Origin of the sequence: Mesorhizobium sp. M0140 (assembly GCF_040322475.1) — a bacterium.
In the GTDB taxonomy this organism is placed as follows: domain Bacteria; phylum Pseudomonadota; class Alphaproteobacteria; order Rhizobiales; family Rhizobiaceae; genus Mesorhizobium.
Genome location: NZ_JAMYTM010000061.1, coordinates 1 through 13,316 on the forward strand (window position 1 = coordinate 1; position 13,316 = coordinate 13,316).

The 13,316-nt window shown below is 59.5% G+C and carries 8 protein-coding genes and 10 pseudogenes; 5 read left to right on the plus strand and 13 right to left on the minus strand.

Translation table 11 applies throughout. The features are described 5' to 3' along the window. Positions 1–472: 472 nt before the first annotated feature. The 4 genes and pseudogenes from NKJ37_RS31385 to tnpA all read right to left on the minus strand — a co-directional run bounded on the left by NKJ37_RS31385 (position 473) and on the right by tnpA (position 1,928). On the minus strand, positions 473–706 hold the full coding sequence (locus NKJ37_RS31385) for a hypothetical protein (RefSeq protein WP_352776390.1): 234 nt from the start codon (positions 704–706) through the stop codon (positions 473–475). Positions 707–708: 2 nt separating this feature from the next. After that, positions 709–1,212 (minus strand): annotated as a pseudogene (locus NKJ37_RS31390) (IS66 family transposase); the annotation flags it as partial. Positions 1,213–1,230: 18 nt separating this feature from the next. Further along, entirely contained in the window at positions 1,231–1,578 is a 348-nt protein-coding gene (tnpB, locus tag NKJ37_RS31395) for an IS66 family insertion sequence element accessory protein TnpB (protein ID WP_127297977.1), read from the minus strand. Continuing rightward, entirely contained in the window at positions 1,575–1,928 is a 354-nt protein-coding gene (gene tnpA, locus NKJ37_RS31400; protein WP_352776392.1) for an IS66-like element accessory protein TnpA, read from the minus strand. The genes tnpB and tnpA overlap by 4 nt, the downstream gene beginning before the upstream one ends. 300 nt (positions 1,929–2,228) lie before the next feature. Here tnpA and NKJ37_RS31405 point away from each other — a divergent pair, with 300 nt between their 5' ends. Continuing rightward, positions 2,229–2,930, plus strand: a complete 702-nt coding sequence (locus NKJ37_RS31405; RefSeq protein ID WP_352776393.1) for a hypothetical protein — start codon at positions 2,229–2,231, stop codon at positions 2,928–2,930. 31 nt (positions 2,931–2,961) lie between these two features. Here NKJ37_RS31405 and NKJ37_RS31410 read toward each other — a convergent pair. After that, positions 2,962–3,577, minus strand: a pseudogene (locus tag NKJ37_RS31410) (IS5 family transposase); the annotation flags it as partial. Further along, positions 3,567–3,727: pseudogene (locus NKJ37_RS31415) on the minus strand (transposase); the annotation flags it as partial. The pseudogenes NKJ37_RS31415 and NKJ37_RS31410, both read right to left, overlap by 11 nt. Before the next feature lie 235 nt (positions 3,728–3,962). Here NKJ37_RS31415 and NKJ37_RS32050 point away from each other — a divergent pair. Continuing rightward, a pseudogene (locus NKJ37_RS32050) lies at positions 3,963–4,946 on the plus strand (transposase). A gap of 318 nt (positions 4,947–5,264) precedes the next feature. On the opposite strand, the pseudogene NKJ37_RS31425 reads toward NKJ37_RS32050, so the two are convergent. The 3 pseudogenes from NKJ37_RS31425 to NKJ37_RS31440 all read right to left on the minus strand — a co-directional run. After that, a pseudogene (locus NKJ37_RS31425) lies at positions 5,265–5,511 on the minus strand (IS256 family transposase); the annotation flags it as partial. Between the two features lie 76 nt (positions 5,512–5,587). Further along, positions 5,588–5,772: pseudogene (locus NKJ37_RS31430) on the minus strand (IS66 family transposase); the annotation flags it as partial. Positions 5,773–6,153: 381 nt separating this feature from the next. After that, a pseudogene (locus NKJ37_RS31440) lies at positions 6,154–7,132 on the minus strand (IS630 family transposase). A gap of 419 nt (positions 7,133–7,551) precedes the next feature. Between NKJ37_RS31440 and NKJ37_RS31445 the strand changes: the two are divergent. Next, positions 7,552–7,764 carry an MBL fold metallo-hydrolase gene (locus tag NKJ37_RS31445; protein ID WP_352776401.1) on the plus strand — a complete coding sequence of 71 codons (213 nt, stop codon included), beginning with the start codon at positions 7,552–7,554 and terminating at the stop codon, positions 7,762–7,764. On the opposite strand, the pseudogene NKJ37_RS32055 reads toward NKJ37_RS31445, so the two are convergent. Next, positions 7,758–7,874, minus strand: a pseudogene (locus NKJ37_RS32055) (MBL fold metallo-hydrolase); the annotation flags it as partial. The gene NKJ37_RS31445 and the pseudogene NKJ37_RS32055 sit on opposite strands and share 7 nt — an antisense overlap. A gap of 590 nt (positions 7,875–8,464) precedes the next feature. Further along, complete coding sequence (locus NKJ37_RS31455) at positions 8,465–8,884, minus strand: SET domain-containing protein-lysine N-methyltransferase (protein WP_352776397.1); 420 nt, start codon at positions 8,882–8,884, stop codon at positions 8,465–8,467. 625 nt (positions 8,885–9,509) lie between these two features. Between NKJ37_RS31455 and NKJ37_RS31460 the strand changes: the two genes are divergently transcribed. Together NKJ37_RS31460 and NKJ37_RS31465 are read left to right on the plus strand one after the other, a co-directional pair. Further along, positions 9,510–9,806, plus strand: coding sequence for a hypothetical protein (locus tag NKJ37_RS31460; RefSeq protein WP_352776399.1), 297 nt, complete (start codon positions 9,510–9,512; stop codon positions 9,804–9,806). 129 nt (positions 9,807–9,935) lie between these two features. Further along, positions 9,936–10,160, plus strand: a pseudogene (locus tag NKJ37_RS31465) (transposase); the annotation flags it as partial. Between the two features lie 591 nt (positions 10,161–10,751). Here the strand turns inward: NKJ37_RS31465 and NKJ37_RS31470 are convergent. Both NKJ37_RS31470 and NKJ37_RS31475 read right to left on the minus strand, forming a co-directional pair. Then, a pseudogene (locus tag NKJ37_RS31470) lies at positions 10,752–11,421 on the minus strand (transposase); the annotation flags it as partial. Positions 11,422–11,443: 22 nt separating this feature from the next. Next, the gene (locus tag NKJ37_RS31475) at positions 11,444–12,844 is read right to left on the minus strand and encodes a hypothetical protein (protein WP_352776400.1); all 1,401 of its coding nucleotides are present in this window, start codon (positions 12,842–12,844) and stop codon (positions 11,444–11,446) included. Positions 12,845–13,316: the final 472 nt, after the last annotated feature.

The following is a 13,316-nucleotide window of genomic DNA, read 5'->3' on the forward strand; positions in this document are numbered from 1 at the left end:
ATCACCCATGACAGCGTCTCCTTGCGCCGCCAATGAATCAGCCGATCCTTATCCCTGCAAGCGATTTAATAGGTCCTGAGCCTAGAGGTTAGTGTGCACCTCTGCCCGCCGACAATCTTTCCTGATATGGCCAGTCATGCAGCCACCGCTCAGGCGATGCGGGTTCAAGAAAGCCTGTTAGGGCGACGCACTCTGCTGAGCCAGCGGTGCACCCCATCAAGCGAATGGCTCTGCCCAGGTCCCGGCAAGGACGTCTCAGCGCGCTCGGAGCCGAACGCTATGTCAAGCTATCATGCGGTGGCTCCGACGGTCCTATCGAAGAGCGCGCCGGTCTTGAGGGTGGAAGACGGCGGCTTCGAAATAGGTGGCAGCGAAGGGTAGGCAAAGCGCTCGTTCGTTCGTACGCATCCGGTGAAGACCGCAGACGTGCGTATCTGGTGGCCATGAGGACCTGAGCACCGGAGTGCTGGGGTCAAGCTTTCGATGGGGAGACGCGTTGATATTCTTCGAGGAGGAGTTCGACCTCTTCGATGCCTTCATCGGTGAAGGCCAAGATCCCGTCGTCATCGTTGGCACCGTACACCCAGATGACGCCGTCCTCTGGCTCGAGACCGAGGGTAAGGTCCTGGATGAGCTCTTCGCTGACGCCGAGGTCCCTGGCGACACGTTCGACGGTGTAGATGTGATGCACCTTATTGCGCTGCATGATCAGGCCGCCGCTGGTTGGGTCCGCAGTTTTGCGGATCTCCAATTCCACGGCAGCAAATCATCGATCCGATGGGCCGGATAGGCGGGCAGTCGAGCGAGGACGTGGGCGAGCCAGACCTGCGGGTCGATGTCATTCAACTTGGCGCTGACGATCAGGCTGTAGAGAACGGCAGCGCGCTGTCCGCCGCGATCGGAACCGCAGAACAGCCAGGACTTTCTGCCGAGAGCGATGCCGCGCAGGGCTCGCTCGGCGGCATTGTTCGATAGGCAAATGCGCCCATCATCGAGGAACCGGGTGAAGGATGACCAGCGGCGCAGCATGTAGTTGAAGGCCTTGGTCAGATCGTGTCCGCGCGAGAGCTTGTCGCGCGTCTCGATCATCCAGCGCTCAAGCTCGGTGACCTGCGGCACGCTCCGCTCCTGGCGCACGGCGTGGCGTTGGGCCGGCGACAGGCCGTTGATCTCGCGCTCGATATCGAACAGGGCATCGATGCGCTTCATGGCGCAAACTCAAAGAAAAACTCAGCCCGCGCGCTGCGGGCGGAACGTGTGAAGCGGGTTGCGCCAATCGATCCCGTCGAGCATGTAGGCGAGCTGCGCCGGTGATATGGAAACCGTGCCGTCCGCCGGCGACGGCCATAGGAACCGGCCCTTCTCGAGCCGTTTTGCATACAGCGACATTCCGAGCCCATCATGCCAGATAATCTTGATCAGATTGCCGCTGCGGCCGCGGAAGACATAAAGATCGCCGGCATGCGGATCCCGGCCCAACGTCTCCTGAACCTGCAGAGCGAGGCCTTGCATTCCGCGACGCATATCGGTCCGGCCGACCGCCAACCAGATCCGCACCTGGCTCGGGACCGGGATCATGAAACACCCAGCGCCTTCACCATGGCCGCCGCCAGTGTCGGCGGCGTGGTCAGCGGAATCCGCAGCCGCACCTTGCCGGCGATCTCCAGCTCGATCACCGCTGGTGGCGCCGCCGGCACCGAAGCGGCGAAAGGCTTATCGGGAACCACGACAACTTCGGCAAAGCCCGTCTCGCGGGCTCTCATCGAGCGCCGCCACTTATAGATCAGGCTGGTCGCGACATCGTACTGACGCGCTACCGCCGCCACCGTGGACCCGGGCACGAATGCCGCGGCCAGTATCCGGCACTGATCCTCTTCACTCCAACGACGACGGCGCTCAGGCCCGGTCAATAACGTCACATGGCTCATGCTGTGCTGCTAACTACGCTCGTAACGACGTCTTAAGAGCGCAGCCTCGCTACCGTGCCATGCTCGCGCAAGGCGGCCCTCGCCGGAGGCGTACGTTCGTTCAGACAGCCGCCGAGCTGAGAAAGCGTGGCGAATACGTAAAAGACGCCTCGGAAACCGTCTCGCGCAGCATGGGCGATAAGCGGATTTGCGGGACAACATCGTGGGCTCAATTGTCAGGTCAACTACCAAATCCCGCAGTATCGGTCAGTGTTCCAGCCCTTTACGAACCACGTGATAATCTCAGGAGATGTCATCGGCATGCAGGACAAAGTGACGACATTAGAAGTTTCGAAGGTCATCTGTTCAGCCTACGAACTGGCGCGCAAGTCCGGTATACACCTCGAAATGGGAGACGATTTTGAGGAGTATGTCAGGATCACCGGTAGTCTTCCCGGGAAGTCACCCACCTATCCAAGCTTTCGTCCGGACTGTTCTGATCTTCTGCCTGGAGAGGCCTTTTGGCTCATCGGGCGAGACCGGCAAGACAGGGTAGCGCATGTCCAAGCGATGCGGCTGTGCGATCTCACCAATACAAGTCTCGATGAGCATCTTGAGACGCTCAGAGCCTTCTTCACAGATCCTGATCTCAAGGCGGGGCCTGGTTCTTCGTGTAGCTGCTACGCACAGTCCGCTCAACGCATAACAGGCCTTGTAGCATATCGCGGCGACCTTTGGCTGCGGGAGGATTTTCGGGGGCGCGGTCTCGTAGCCTTGCTTGCCCGCATCGCATTCGGACTGGCCTGGGCTGAATGGTCTCCGGACGTTATCTACGCGCTGGTTGCTGGCTGGAACATCCAAAAAGGCATAGCAGATCGCAACGGTTATGTGCACAAAGAGCCATATGGGGCAATCCTGCGCTTGCCTGAGCAGAGAATATCCGATGACGACTGGCTCGTTTGGTTGACCCGAGAGGACATGCTGAAGATGCTTCGAGTGGCTCGAATGCCGTGGTCGGGATAACAAGGCAGTGACAGTGACCTAGGGCTAAGACTCATAACCAGTAGCTGACGGTTGCAGCGATGCAGACGGCGGCGAGGAAGTTGCGGGCGAGCCGATCGTAGCGAGTTGCGATGCGACGGAAGTCCTTGATGCGACAGAACATGCGCTCAATCGCATTGCAGTCCTTGTAGAGGAAGGGCGAGAAACAATTCTTCCATTTTCGGTTCGCCTTGGGCGGGATATTGGCGAAGGCGCCGCGTCCGCGAACCTGCTCCCGGATGGCATTGCTGTCATAGCCTTTGTCGGCATGCAGGATTGGCGCCGCCGGCATCTGCTCGATCAGCAGCGCCCCGGCAGTGCAATCGGCGACCTGGCCGCCGGTCAGGAGAAAGGCGACCGGCCGGCAGAATCCATCCGTCAGGGCATGGATTTTGGTAGTCCGTCCGCCTCTCGAGCGACCCGGATCTGAGTTTGCTCCCCCCTTTGACGCCGGCCGCACAGCGATGCGCCCTTACCGCCGATGAGTCGATGAGAAGCTCGGCCGGAGGCCCGCCGGCGTTGGCAAGAGTATGGAAAATGGCACTCCAAACGCCCTTGGCCGACCAGCGCTGGAAACGGTTGTAGAGGGTCTTGCGCGGTCCATAGACCGACGGAGCGTTCGCGCGGCGGTCGTTTCCATTCCTCGGCGGCGTGGTTCCGTGGTTCAGGACCAAATATAACAGCTTCATCGCCGCACCGTCACTCGGGAAGTGTTCCCGGGTGCGGACAGCGCGGCGCAGCTTGGAGTTCGGCGCCTCTATGGCGTTCGTAACCGGTATAAGATACTTGGTGCCGGTGTCCGCTACGCTTTTCTCATGCGCGGCGTATGGTGCGACGATTCGGGACAGAGGCACCGGGAGCATGAAGGTGCGGGCAGGCCATGCGCACGATGAGCTGCGAGCTCGTGTTGTAGTTGGCCGCCTCTGCGACTCGCCCGGTTGCGCCGTGAGCGCGAATCCGTAGTTGTCGTGTCGCCCGCCGCTCCCCTCTGACTGATCGAGAGGAGACAGAGCAATGCGGGAAGACGGTCGTCTGCGGCATGTGACCGGGTCGACATGACGCGAACGGCGCTGGAAGGCTTCGGCAGAACTCTTCTGACCACCGATGAGGTGGTCGTCGAGGCCACTGGTAACTGCATGGCGGTGTCGCGGGTGCTGGCGCTATTCGTGAAGCGGAGGTGATCGCCAAAACGAGGTGCATTCGATCCTCTACGCCCATGTGATTCCGCGGTGCCCCATGCTGACCTGTTCGGGCGCCTCGGTCGTGCCTGGCTCACCCGTCAGCCGATGCCAGATGACGAGCGCGCCGCAATCCAGCGCCATATCCGGGAACTGGACAGGCTGGGTGACGATCTACGCGTGCTTGACCGGGAGATCGCCGACAGAGCGCGCTCGACGAAGCGGCGGTCAATCACTGGCGTCAATCTTGCCGTGGCCGCCGGGCTAGTGGCGGCTGTCGGTGACATCGGCCGTTTTTCCAGCCCGCAAAAGCTGGTGAGCTATTTCGGCCTGAACCCACACGTGCGCCAGTGGGGCTCGGTGCTGCCCATCACGGGCGGAATAGCAAGATCGGACGCAGCCATGCCCGGGCGATGCTGGTGGAAGCCGCCTGGGCGGCCGCCAAAACGCCGGGTCCGCTACACACCTTCTTCGTCCGCCTCCGGGCCAGGCGTGCCATCAGATTGCTGCTGTCGCCGTGACACGAAATTGGCGGTTCTTTGCCGGCATATGCTGACGAAGCAAGAGGACTACCTCTGGGCGTGATCCAGTCTGGTCGCCCACAAGTTGCGCAGCATGGAAGTGCAGGCTGGCAAGCCGAAGAAGAAAAGGCAACCGCCGCGGTCCGACCTATGCTTACAATGTCAGAGAACTTCGGAACCAGGAGATGCGTGTCGCCGAGCAGGCCCAGAAGGGTTACGAACACTTCGTCGAGGCTTGGCGCCCGCGCCCGCCAAAGGAAAGGGCGCGCGTGCGCCTCAATCCGGCAAGGCTTGAATAAAGCGGCCCGGCGGCGCTTTCAGCCGATGCACCATCGCTTCGCCACGAGGTCGCCCGCGCACGACGACAATAGCTGACTGCGTCGGGTATTCCAGTTGCGCCAGCACTCGGGCGCTTTGCACCCCCGATCCGTCGGAGCATGCCGCCGTACTCGGGTCGATCCAGGCCCAAGCCTTGCGGTGGCCGCGTAAAACGCAGCCAGCCTTGACCGCCCCCGCGCGGCGGCTGTGAAATTGGGGCGGCCGGGACGGTAGAACACCAGCGCGGTCGAACCAAAGAACATACTCGGGGAAGTGTTAGGGCTCGTCACAAAATAACGCTTGTCGATCTCATCCGTTGTGCGCGCGCTTTCCACTGGCTCGGCGACAGCCGGCGAAGGCGAAGAGGCGCTCACCGGGCTCCTCCAGGCTGTCGACCCCCACCCGGCACTTGAGCCGCCATTTGCGGAGGAACGCTTTGCGGGGGTCTCGATCTCCTCCGGCGTGGCCCGCGTAGATCATGTCGGTGTGATCGGCGCTGATCTCCTCGTGCAGGCGTTCGGGAGCGTGGGCGAGCAGATTCCTGTGCTAGAGCGTTCTGTTTTTAGGTAGATGCATATCCGGCGTTCTTGATGTAGTTGGCGCATTCCTGCGACGTGTAGTGATCGAGGATCTGGGTAAGCCAAGCGTGCGGATGACCTGATTCGTCTTGGCGGTGGCCAGCAGCGTGGCGACGATAGCCCATGTCCGCCCGCCGTCGCTGCCATGGAAGAGGCTGTTCTTTCGCGTAATTGTCTGCTGATCGCACGCTCGACGGTGTTGGGAGTCGAGCTCGATGGGGCCGTCACTGTTTGCCTTTCCGCTGCTGGGCGTCGACTTCGACAATGACAGCGCCTTCATGAATGAAGTCGTGGTCTGCTGGTGTCGAAGTCAAGGATTGGAAGTGACCCGTTCCCGCGCCTATCGGAAGAATGATCAGGCTTGGGTCGAGCGTAGATAGCTGAGGTTCGGGGGCTCCTAAATGAGCAAGATGTTAAGCCCGCGCCTTGAAAGCTCGGCTTCGACGGCCGCAAGACGCGTGGTAAATTCGGTTCGTTCGAAGTGAAGAATTCTCTCCAGGCCGGTTCCCTTGCTAACCGATGCTCCACGCTCGCCAATGGGCGTCAGCGTTGCACCCAACTCCGCTGGAGCGAGAGGGCAGCTTGCCGTGCGGCTGTTTGTCACCCTGTACTAGTGGATGGAATCTAACGCTTGGTGCCCGCGTTTGACGGCTGCAATGATCTTGTCGGGGTCGGCGATCCAAGAGAAGGGTTTGGGTTGCTGGTTGTGCTCTACGAGGAAGCGGTTGATTGCCGCTTGGATGTCGACAACGGAGTGGAAGACGCCGCGCTTGAGGCGACGCTTCGACAATTTGGCGAAGAAACCCTCGACCGCGTTGAGCCACGAGCACGAGTCGGCGTGAAGTGGAAGGTGAAGCGCTGATGGCGGTCGAGCCAAGCGCGCACCTTGGGGTGCTTGTGGGCGGCGTAGTTGTCGAGGACGACGTGGACGGGCCTTGCTGGCCGGCATTTGCGCCTCGATGGCGTTGAGGAAGCGGATGAACTCCTGATGGCGATGCCGCTGCATGTTCTTGCCGATAACGGTGCCGTCGAGCACGTTGAGGGCGGCAACGGGCTGGGTGCGGTCGAGCGCTTGGATCTGGCTCTTCTCGTCGACCGACAGCACGATGGCGTGAGCCGGCGGATCGACATAGAGGCCGACGACGTCGCGCAGCTCGTTGACGAACTGGGGATCGTTGGAGAGCTTGAACTGGCGCCAGCGGTTGGGCTGCAGCCCGTGCGCCTTCTAGATGCGACGCACAGCGCTTGCGGTGATGCCAGCCGCTTGGGCCATCATGTCGGCGGTCCAGTGCGTCGTCTCGCCCGGCGGATCGGCAAGCGTCAGCACCACCACGCGCTCGGCCACCTCGGGTCCGAGAGGCGGAATGCGCGAGGGCCGCCCCTCGAAGCCTTCAGTGGCGAAGCGCTCCTGCCAGCGCCACACGCAGGTCTTCGATTTGCCGGTTTGCCGCATGATCTCGACGGTGCCGGTGCCGTTTGACGCTCAGCAGGATGATGTCGGTGCGCCAGACATGCTTCTGCGGCGCATTGCGATCCCGGATGAGCGCCGTCAGTCGCTGGCGATCGGTTGGCGAAACGGTGAACGATATTTCCTGCGCGGATGCAACAGACTCGCATGCCCACTCGTGAAAAGGAATCCCACCCCACTTCTTATGTCACGCCCTGTCCGACGCCGATGCGCGCATCGTGGCGAGCGCGAGCCAGCCTTGCATTTGCTGAGCCTCCAGCGCGGCCCTCCCGGCGATCCGCGCGCCGGACATGCCGAGCGCGATCGCCCCCGCCGTTCGGGTTCGCGTGGTCGGCGTCCTCGGCGATTACGGCGGCTGATGATCCTCGAACCAGAATGATGACTGGCGTCGCGAGATAGTTCCCACCGACGGCAGGGGAAAATGCGATGTCATGACAATACGCCCATTGGCCGAGCAAGCCTCCAGGAATGCCCACCGCGTCCGACGTGCCTGGTCAGGGTCCGTGTCGTACCGAAAGCTCCAGTCGGGGTATATGCATTGTGGCGCGGCGCGAGTTCGAGGCCGCACAGGCCGCCTCCAGCGATGCCGACGAACGGACCTATGAGGACAATGTGCTGCCGGTCGAGGCTGGTCGGGCTGTGCTTGTCGATATGGATTATGAACTCGATGGCGAATTGTGGCTGGAGCCGACGCCGGGCCACGCCCCGGGGCACGCGCCTCGAGATCTCAGGCCGATGGCTACGATGATGTAGCGGGCGTTCGGGAATGTCGGTATCCAATGCCCGTCCACCAATCGTGTGTTCCAGCCGCATTGGTCGATATGAAGATGGGTGCACAGCACATAGTCGATCTGCTCGGGAGCAACACCTGCATTCGCCAGGCGCGCCAAAAAAGGTGCCGTCACTGCGGCGATGCCAATGCGGGAAGTATGCGCACGTCTTGTCGTTGCCGACGCAACTGTCGACCAGAATGGTGTGGTGGCCGGTACGAACCAGAAAACTCTGGATGGGAAGAATAAGCCGGCCGGTTGCCGGCGATATCAATCGGGGCGTGAGCCAATGAAGATGCGGTTCGAGTGCTTCGTCGGTGCAGTCGGGGAACCATTCCGACGGCGTCCCCAGGGGGTCGCACATCTCCAGAATTCTGGTTACGCAGATATTCCCGATTCTCCAATCGTCCATTGATGCGATCCTTCTTCGATCGATGACGGATCGCTAGAGATAACATTTGCGGCAAGATGGCGTCAGACATTTCCTCCGATAGGAAGACGGAGGCGCTCGCGATATGGCCGCGCTTACGATCGGGTACCAAGCGTTAGATCTTAACCACTAGCAATAGACGGCGGTCTCCACTATGGGCGGCAGAGGCGTACCAAAAACGCCACTTCGATTTCGCCACTGCGCACCACATTTCGAATCTCTGCAGAGCCCAGCCCCGGAACTATATTTCACTTCATTCGACAAATTTTATCCCACGAGGATAAGCCCGGATATTCGTATAGTGATGGGTTATTTCCTGGTCCACTTCTATGTTCTTTATTGCAACAATGCTGGCCCATGTCCCAGAGTCTTCGTCGGCCCAGACTATTTTCGTATTCGGGTTGATGGAGTGATTTACTATTGATATGAAACCAAAGACAACATAACGAGCAATTAGTTCTTTGATTTGTCGTATATCTTCGCGTACAAAGTAGTATTCAAACAACTCTGTATCGTCTAACAACTTCGCGACCGCATCGTCAAATCCCCATGTTGGCGCCCGCTCAATTACCTCTCCTACATTGAAAGAAATGTTGGAAAACACACCGCGACCTTTTCGCGGTACATTTTTGATATACACTGCATTGCTGCGGTCAAAGACTTTGTCTCCCATCGCGTGTTCCTTTCTGGTACTTGGCGTAGAACTATACGTGTTCACCACTGACCGGCCGGTCACTGCGCATCCTCACCTTCGCTGGAATGCCATCGAGGCTTTGGCCAATTCAGAGATCATTACCCGCCACTAGCCTCGCACCATGCAATTCCCGACAATGGACAACCGCTAAGACATCGCGGATCGGCAGGGCGCATCTCCTAAGGGATAAAAAAACGAAAGCCTTTCAGTTTGAGACTTAATTTGGACACGTGCGTTCCGCGAAAGAACATAGCTTGTTCTCAAACTCGTCATACCTACCAATATGCATAGCCGCGTTAGAGAGATTATCGGCGGCTGAAGGGCATTAGCCGATCGGTCGCGCCAGGATTTGGCGGAAGGGATCGCCGAAATTTGCGCGATTAGGGCAGCTTCGATGAACGCAGAGTCGGTTTGAGGCACCTTCATGCGATAGGTCCTGTCTGATTCACTGCCCCGGTGATTTGCGAGGCGGTGATGATGACGAGAAGCCTGAGTGCGGACCTTCGCGGGCGCGTGATTGCGGCATGCGACGCGGGAGGCGGCGCGTCGCTTCCGGATCGGTATTTCGACTGCCGGGAGTTGGTATCGACGCTGTCGCGGCGAGATGGAAGCGCGCAAGCAGGGCCAGCCATCGCGTTCGAAGCTCGATGCGCATGAGGCCTTCATTCTTGGCCTGATCGAGCTGGCCGAGATCGGCGAGCGCCTTGTCGCTGAGCGCGGCGTGTGGGCAGCGCCCTCCACGGTCTGGCTGTTCCTCGACCGTCGCGGCATCATGTTCAAAAACGTATGGCCCGTCGGCAAGAGGTTTATTTCTGATGGCGGCTGGTCTGCATCAACGTATACGGCGTATCGGCTGATTGCCGTCGCCAAGATAGAGATCCGCACGCTCCGGGCTTCTTAAAAGTCACGGCGTCAAAGCGTCATCTTTTGAATCAGGCTTCCAGAACGTCGGTTCGACCGTCAGGCCATTTTTCGAAGTCCTCCCGCAGAAATCATCGGTCGGGCGGCGTCCGTTCGTGCCGCTGACGTCGCCGCTGTAGGGGACGGGACAACCTTCGCAAGAGCCCGTGATCTCGGCGCTTGGCTGGCGCTCGTGCCCGGGCAACATACCACCGGCGGCAAACCCAGGCTGCTCGGCATCTCGAAACGCGGCAACAAATACCTGCGCACGCTGCTGATCCATGGGGCAAGGGCGACCTTGCCGTCGTTGGCCCGAAGCCAGACGTTGCTGGGCGCGTGGCTGCGTAGCCTGCTCGTCAGACGGCATCGCAACACGGTGGTCCTGGTGCTGGCCAACAAACTCGCCCGCATCGCATGGGTGACATTGCGTCGCGAGGCACCCTTCGAGGCCGATCGAGCCACTGCTGCCGCCAATACCGGGGATCGACGTCAGGCGCCGTGCGGCTGCATCGTTGCGGGCCAGTTCGACGAACTGCCGATCCAAAGCTTCGATAGGGCGGTCGAGATCAAGCCATTCCTCCCGCATCTCCGCAAGCAGGCGGCGGATGCGGCTGCCGGCCATGAAGTCCGGATTGACGAGCAATGCCTCCATAGCCTGCTTGCGGCGTCCCTGTGCGATAGTAGTGCCGCGTTCGGGCACCCCGAGCTTCGCCCCGGCGACATCGTGGTCATGGACATGTGTGGACGTATATGGACCCCGCCCGTTTGCAACAGGTGTCGTTTGCAACAGGTTGGCTGGATCCGGTTGATGGTCTATAGTGTGACTATTTGGGAGAGAGGTCGTATTGCCTCACCTGGAATGCTCCCTAACGATTCTTCCGTTGCCTCATCAGGATGTTCCCCAGGGCTGCGGCCGTTCAGCTGGCCATTGTCTTCATGGTCGCGACCGACGGATCGTGCGCAAAAGGAGATCGGGGTACTTCTCTGGGCACTCCGCTTGCAGACGCTCGAGCAGTTCCCGGCTCGTCCGCCACGGTTCTTCGTCAAACCAAGCCCGCAATTCGTCGGTCACTCCTGCAAGAGGATGAGGTCGCCGCCGTTCTCCCTTTTGCTTTGGTTTCAGCTTCGCAGTCGGGCGGATTTCGCCCTCCATCCACGCAGTTCGCAATCCTGAGAGGAACCGATCGAGCGCCGGCTCGGTCATGGGCGCCTGCGCGGGCGATTGATCGGCGATGGCGACAAGACGCCGTTGTGCGGATCTCATTTCCCTCAGCAGCCTAACGGGAGCCAGCCGCCCATAGATTCGCTTGACAACAGCTCCATGCGAACGGATTCCGGCGTCAGCGGATCTTCCAGCAGCCGCTGGCAGCTGTTGCCGGAGGATAGTACCGCTTGCGCACCCGAGCACCGTCTCGTTGCTTTTCAGCCAGCTTAAACGACGGGTTGAAGAAGTTCACGAACAGCCGCACCGTCGAATAGAGTTGCGCGAGGGCTGCGGCGGCTTCAAGCCCCTTCAGCCGGCGATAGCCTACAATGCGGGGAACGACGGCGCCGTTCTTCTGCTCGACAAATGCCTGGTCATCCTTCCGGTAAGGCCGGCAGCGGGTGAACTCGATGCCGCCGTCCGCGGGCGGCAATTTAGTCGATAGCGACCGGTAGTAGAATCCCGCTTCGCCCAACGTTCATCACAGCATCGAAGCTTGCGCGCGACTGAAAGCCAGCTACGCGGCCACCGAATACATAACAGTCAATTCCATACGGCATTTTCTTGATCGACCGGCTTGGCGGGTGTAGAGTCGTAACCTCTCCGGGCCTGACGTATTCTTGAACCACGTACGGGTTGCGCGCCGCCCGGTCGATGTGTTGCTCCCACACCTCTGAGGATGTGACGCGCCCAACCAGGACATGCTCGCCTCGCGTCGCATTCGAAGGCTTCAGAACAAGATTGGCCTTGTTCTCCCGGATGTATCCAATGAGCTCGATCCGACGCCGTTCTGGGTCAGTTGTTACTCCTGTTCTAACAAGACGGGTCCATGGAATATGGCGTGCTATAAACTCGATCTGCTCGGCGTTGAAGTTCGCGCTGAATCGATCATCGCTGAGTACAGCAAGAATCGCCTTGTCAGATAGCACCCATTCGGCGATCCACGGGTTTATCGCGACCACTTCTTGAGCGGCACATGCGTCTAAGTAGTCTCTACATTCTATAGCTTCAATCATGTCTCTTGTATCGAGTTTGTTGTAAACAAGTTCGATGAGTTCGCCGTCCGGCCCGACTAGTCCACGAGGCGTTCGCTTCATTGCGCTAGCATCTAGCAACGCTGCTTTGACGCCTGCCCCTTTTAGACCATTCACAATCCAATCTACTTCGTTTGTATAACGGCCGCGAAAGTTGACTACGGCGGCGGTTCTGAGTTCGCTGGCAGTCGCAACGCGATAGGCAGACACCAGCTCCCGGACAAAGCAGTTCGGGTCTTTCGCGAAAGGCTGCTTGCCAACGTCGAGTGACAGGCCATGTGTTAATGGGTTGGGTATACGGCTCCAGACTCTCGCGGCGATGCCGTTCTGAATAACGCCGCCAGGCCCTCCGGTGTTCGTTTCAATTATTTTATAATAGCCATCGTCGCCGATAAGGCCATCCAGTCGGCATATTCTGACAATCGGCCGGTGTTGTGGGAGACAAGTGGTCCAATGCCGCAAAGGTTTATAGGCTGGAAATAAATCTTGTACGTCTTCATTGCAACAATACAGCTCAGCGGCGACATCGAGGAGTTTGACCACGATCTCAGCGGTAGCGCTGAGGTGATTTGCGAGCCCGCAGTCAATGGCAAGGGGCCGGAGACATACGGGATATGCCCGTCCCTCAAAGTGCATGCCCGCCTCCGCAATCGCGCTGGAAAGTTCGTCTTGAGCCTCCCAGATCGAGGCAGAATCGCAAGTTGCGAGTTCGCAGAGTCGGCGCTCGATTTGTGCATCTGCCTCGCTCATTGCAGGCACTGTCGCAAGTGCCGCTGGTCCCGACCCCATCTGAGTTGTCATGGGCAGCTCCTATCTAGTGGCCGTATTGGCGTTGGAATTTGCGCGTCCCGAAAAATTCTTAGGCACAGGCGAGTTTACATCTAGCATCGATCCGGTGAGGCAGTCAGCAGGCCACCGGAGCGCGGCGAATCTCATTTTCGCATAACTTCGCGCGGCCATTTTGTGCCCCGTTGGTCGCTGAAAGGACTCGAAGATAGTGTGTTGACGTTTTTCAGGAACTGCCAATTCTGGTGGCTTGACGCGGATATCGATGTGAGGCCGGTCTGAGTTTCGACTTTTTTGATGCAGGACAATGGCAGGCCGGGTAACTGACGAAATCAGGAGAACGCGCGCAGTTATCAAACATGATCCGCGGCGTCATTTGACGGTGTGGGATAAAAAGGGTTTTAGGCTCAGGACTCATTGATTGAGCCAGAAGATGACGGTGGCTGCGATGCAGATGGCAGACATGAAGGTGTGCGCACAGCGGTCA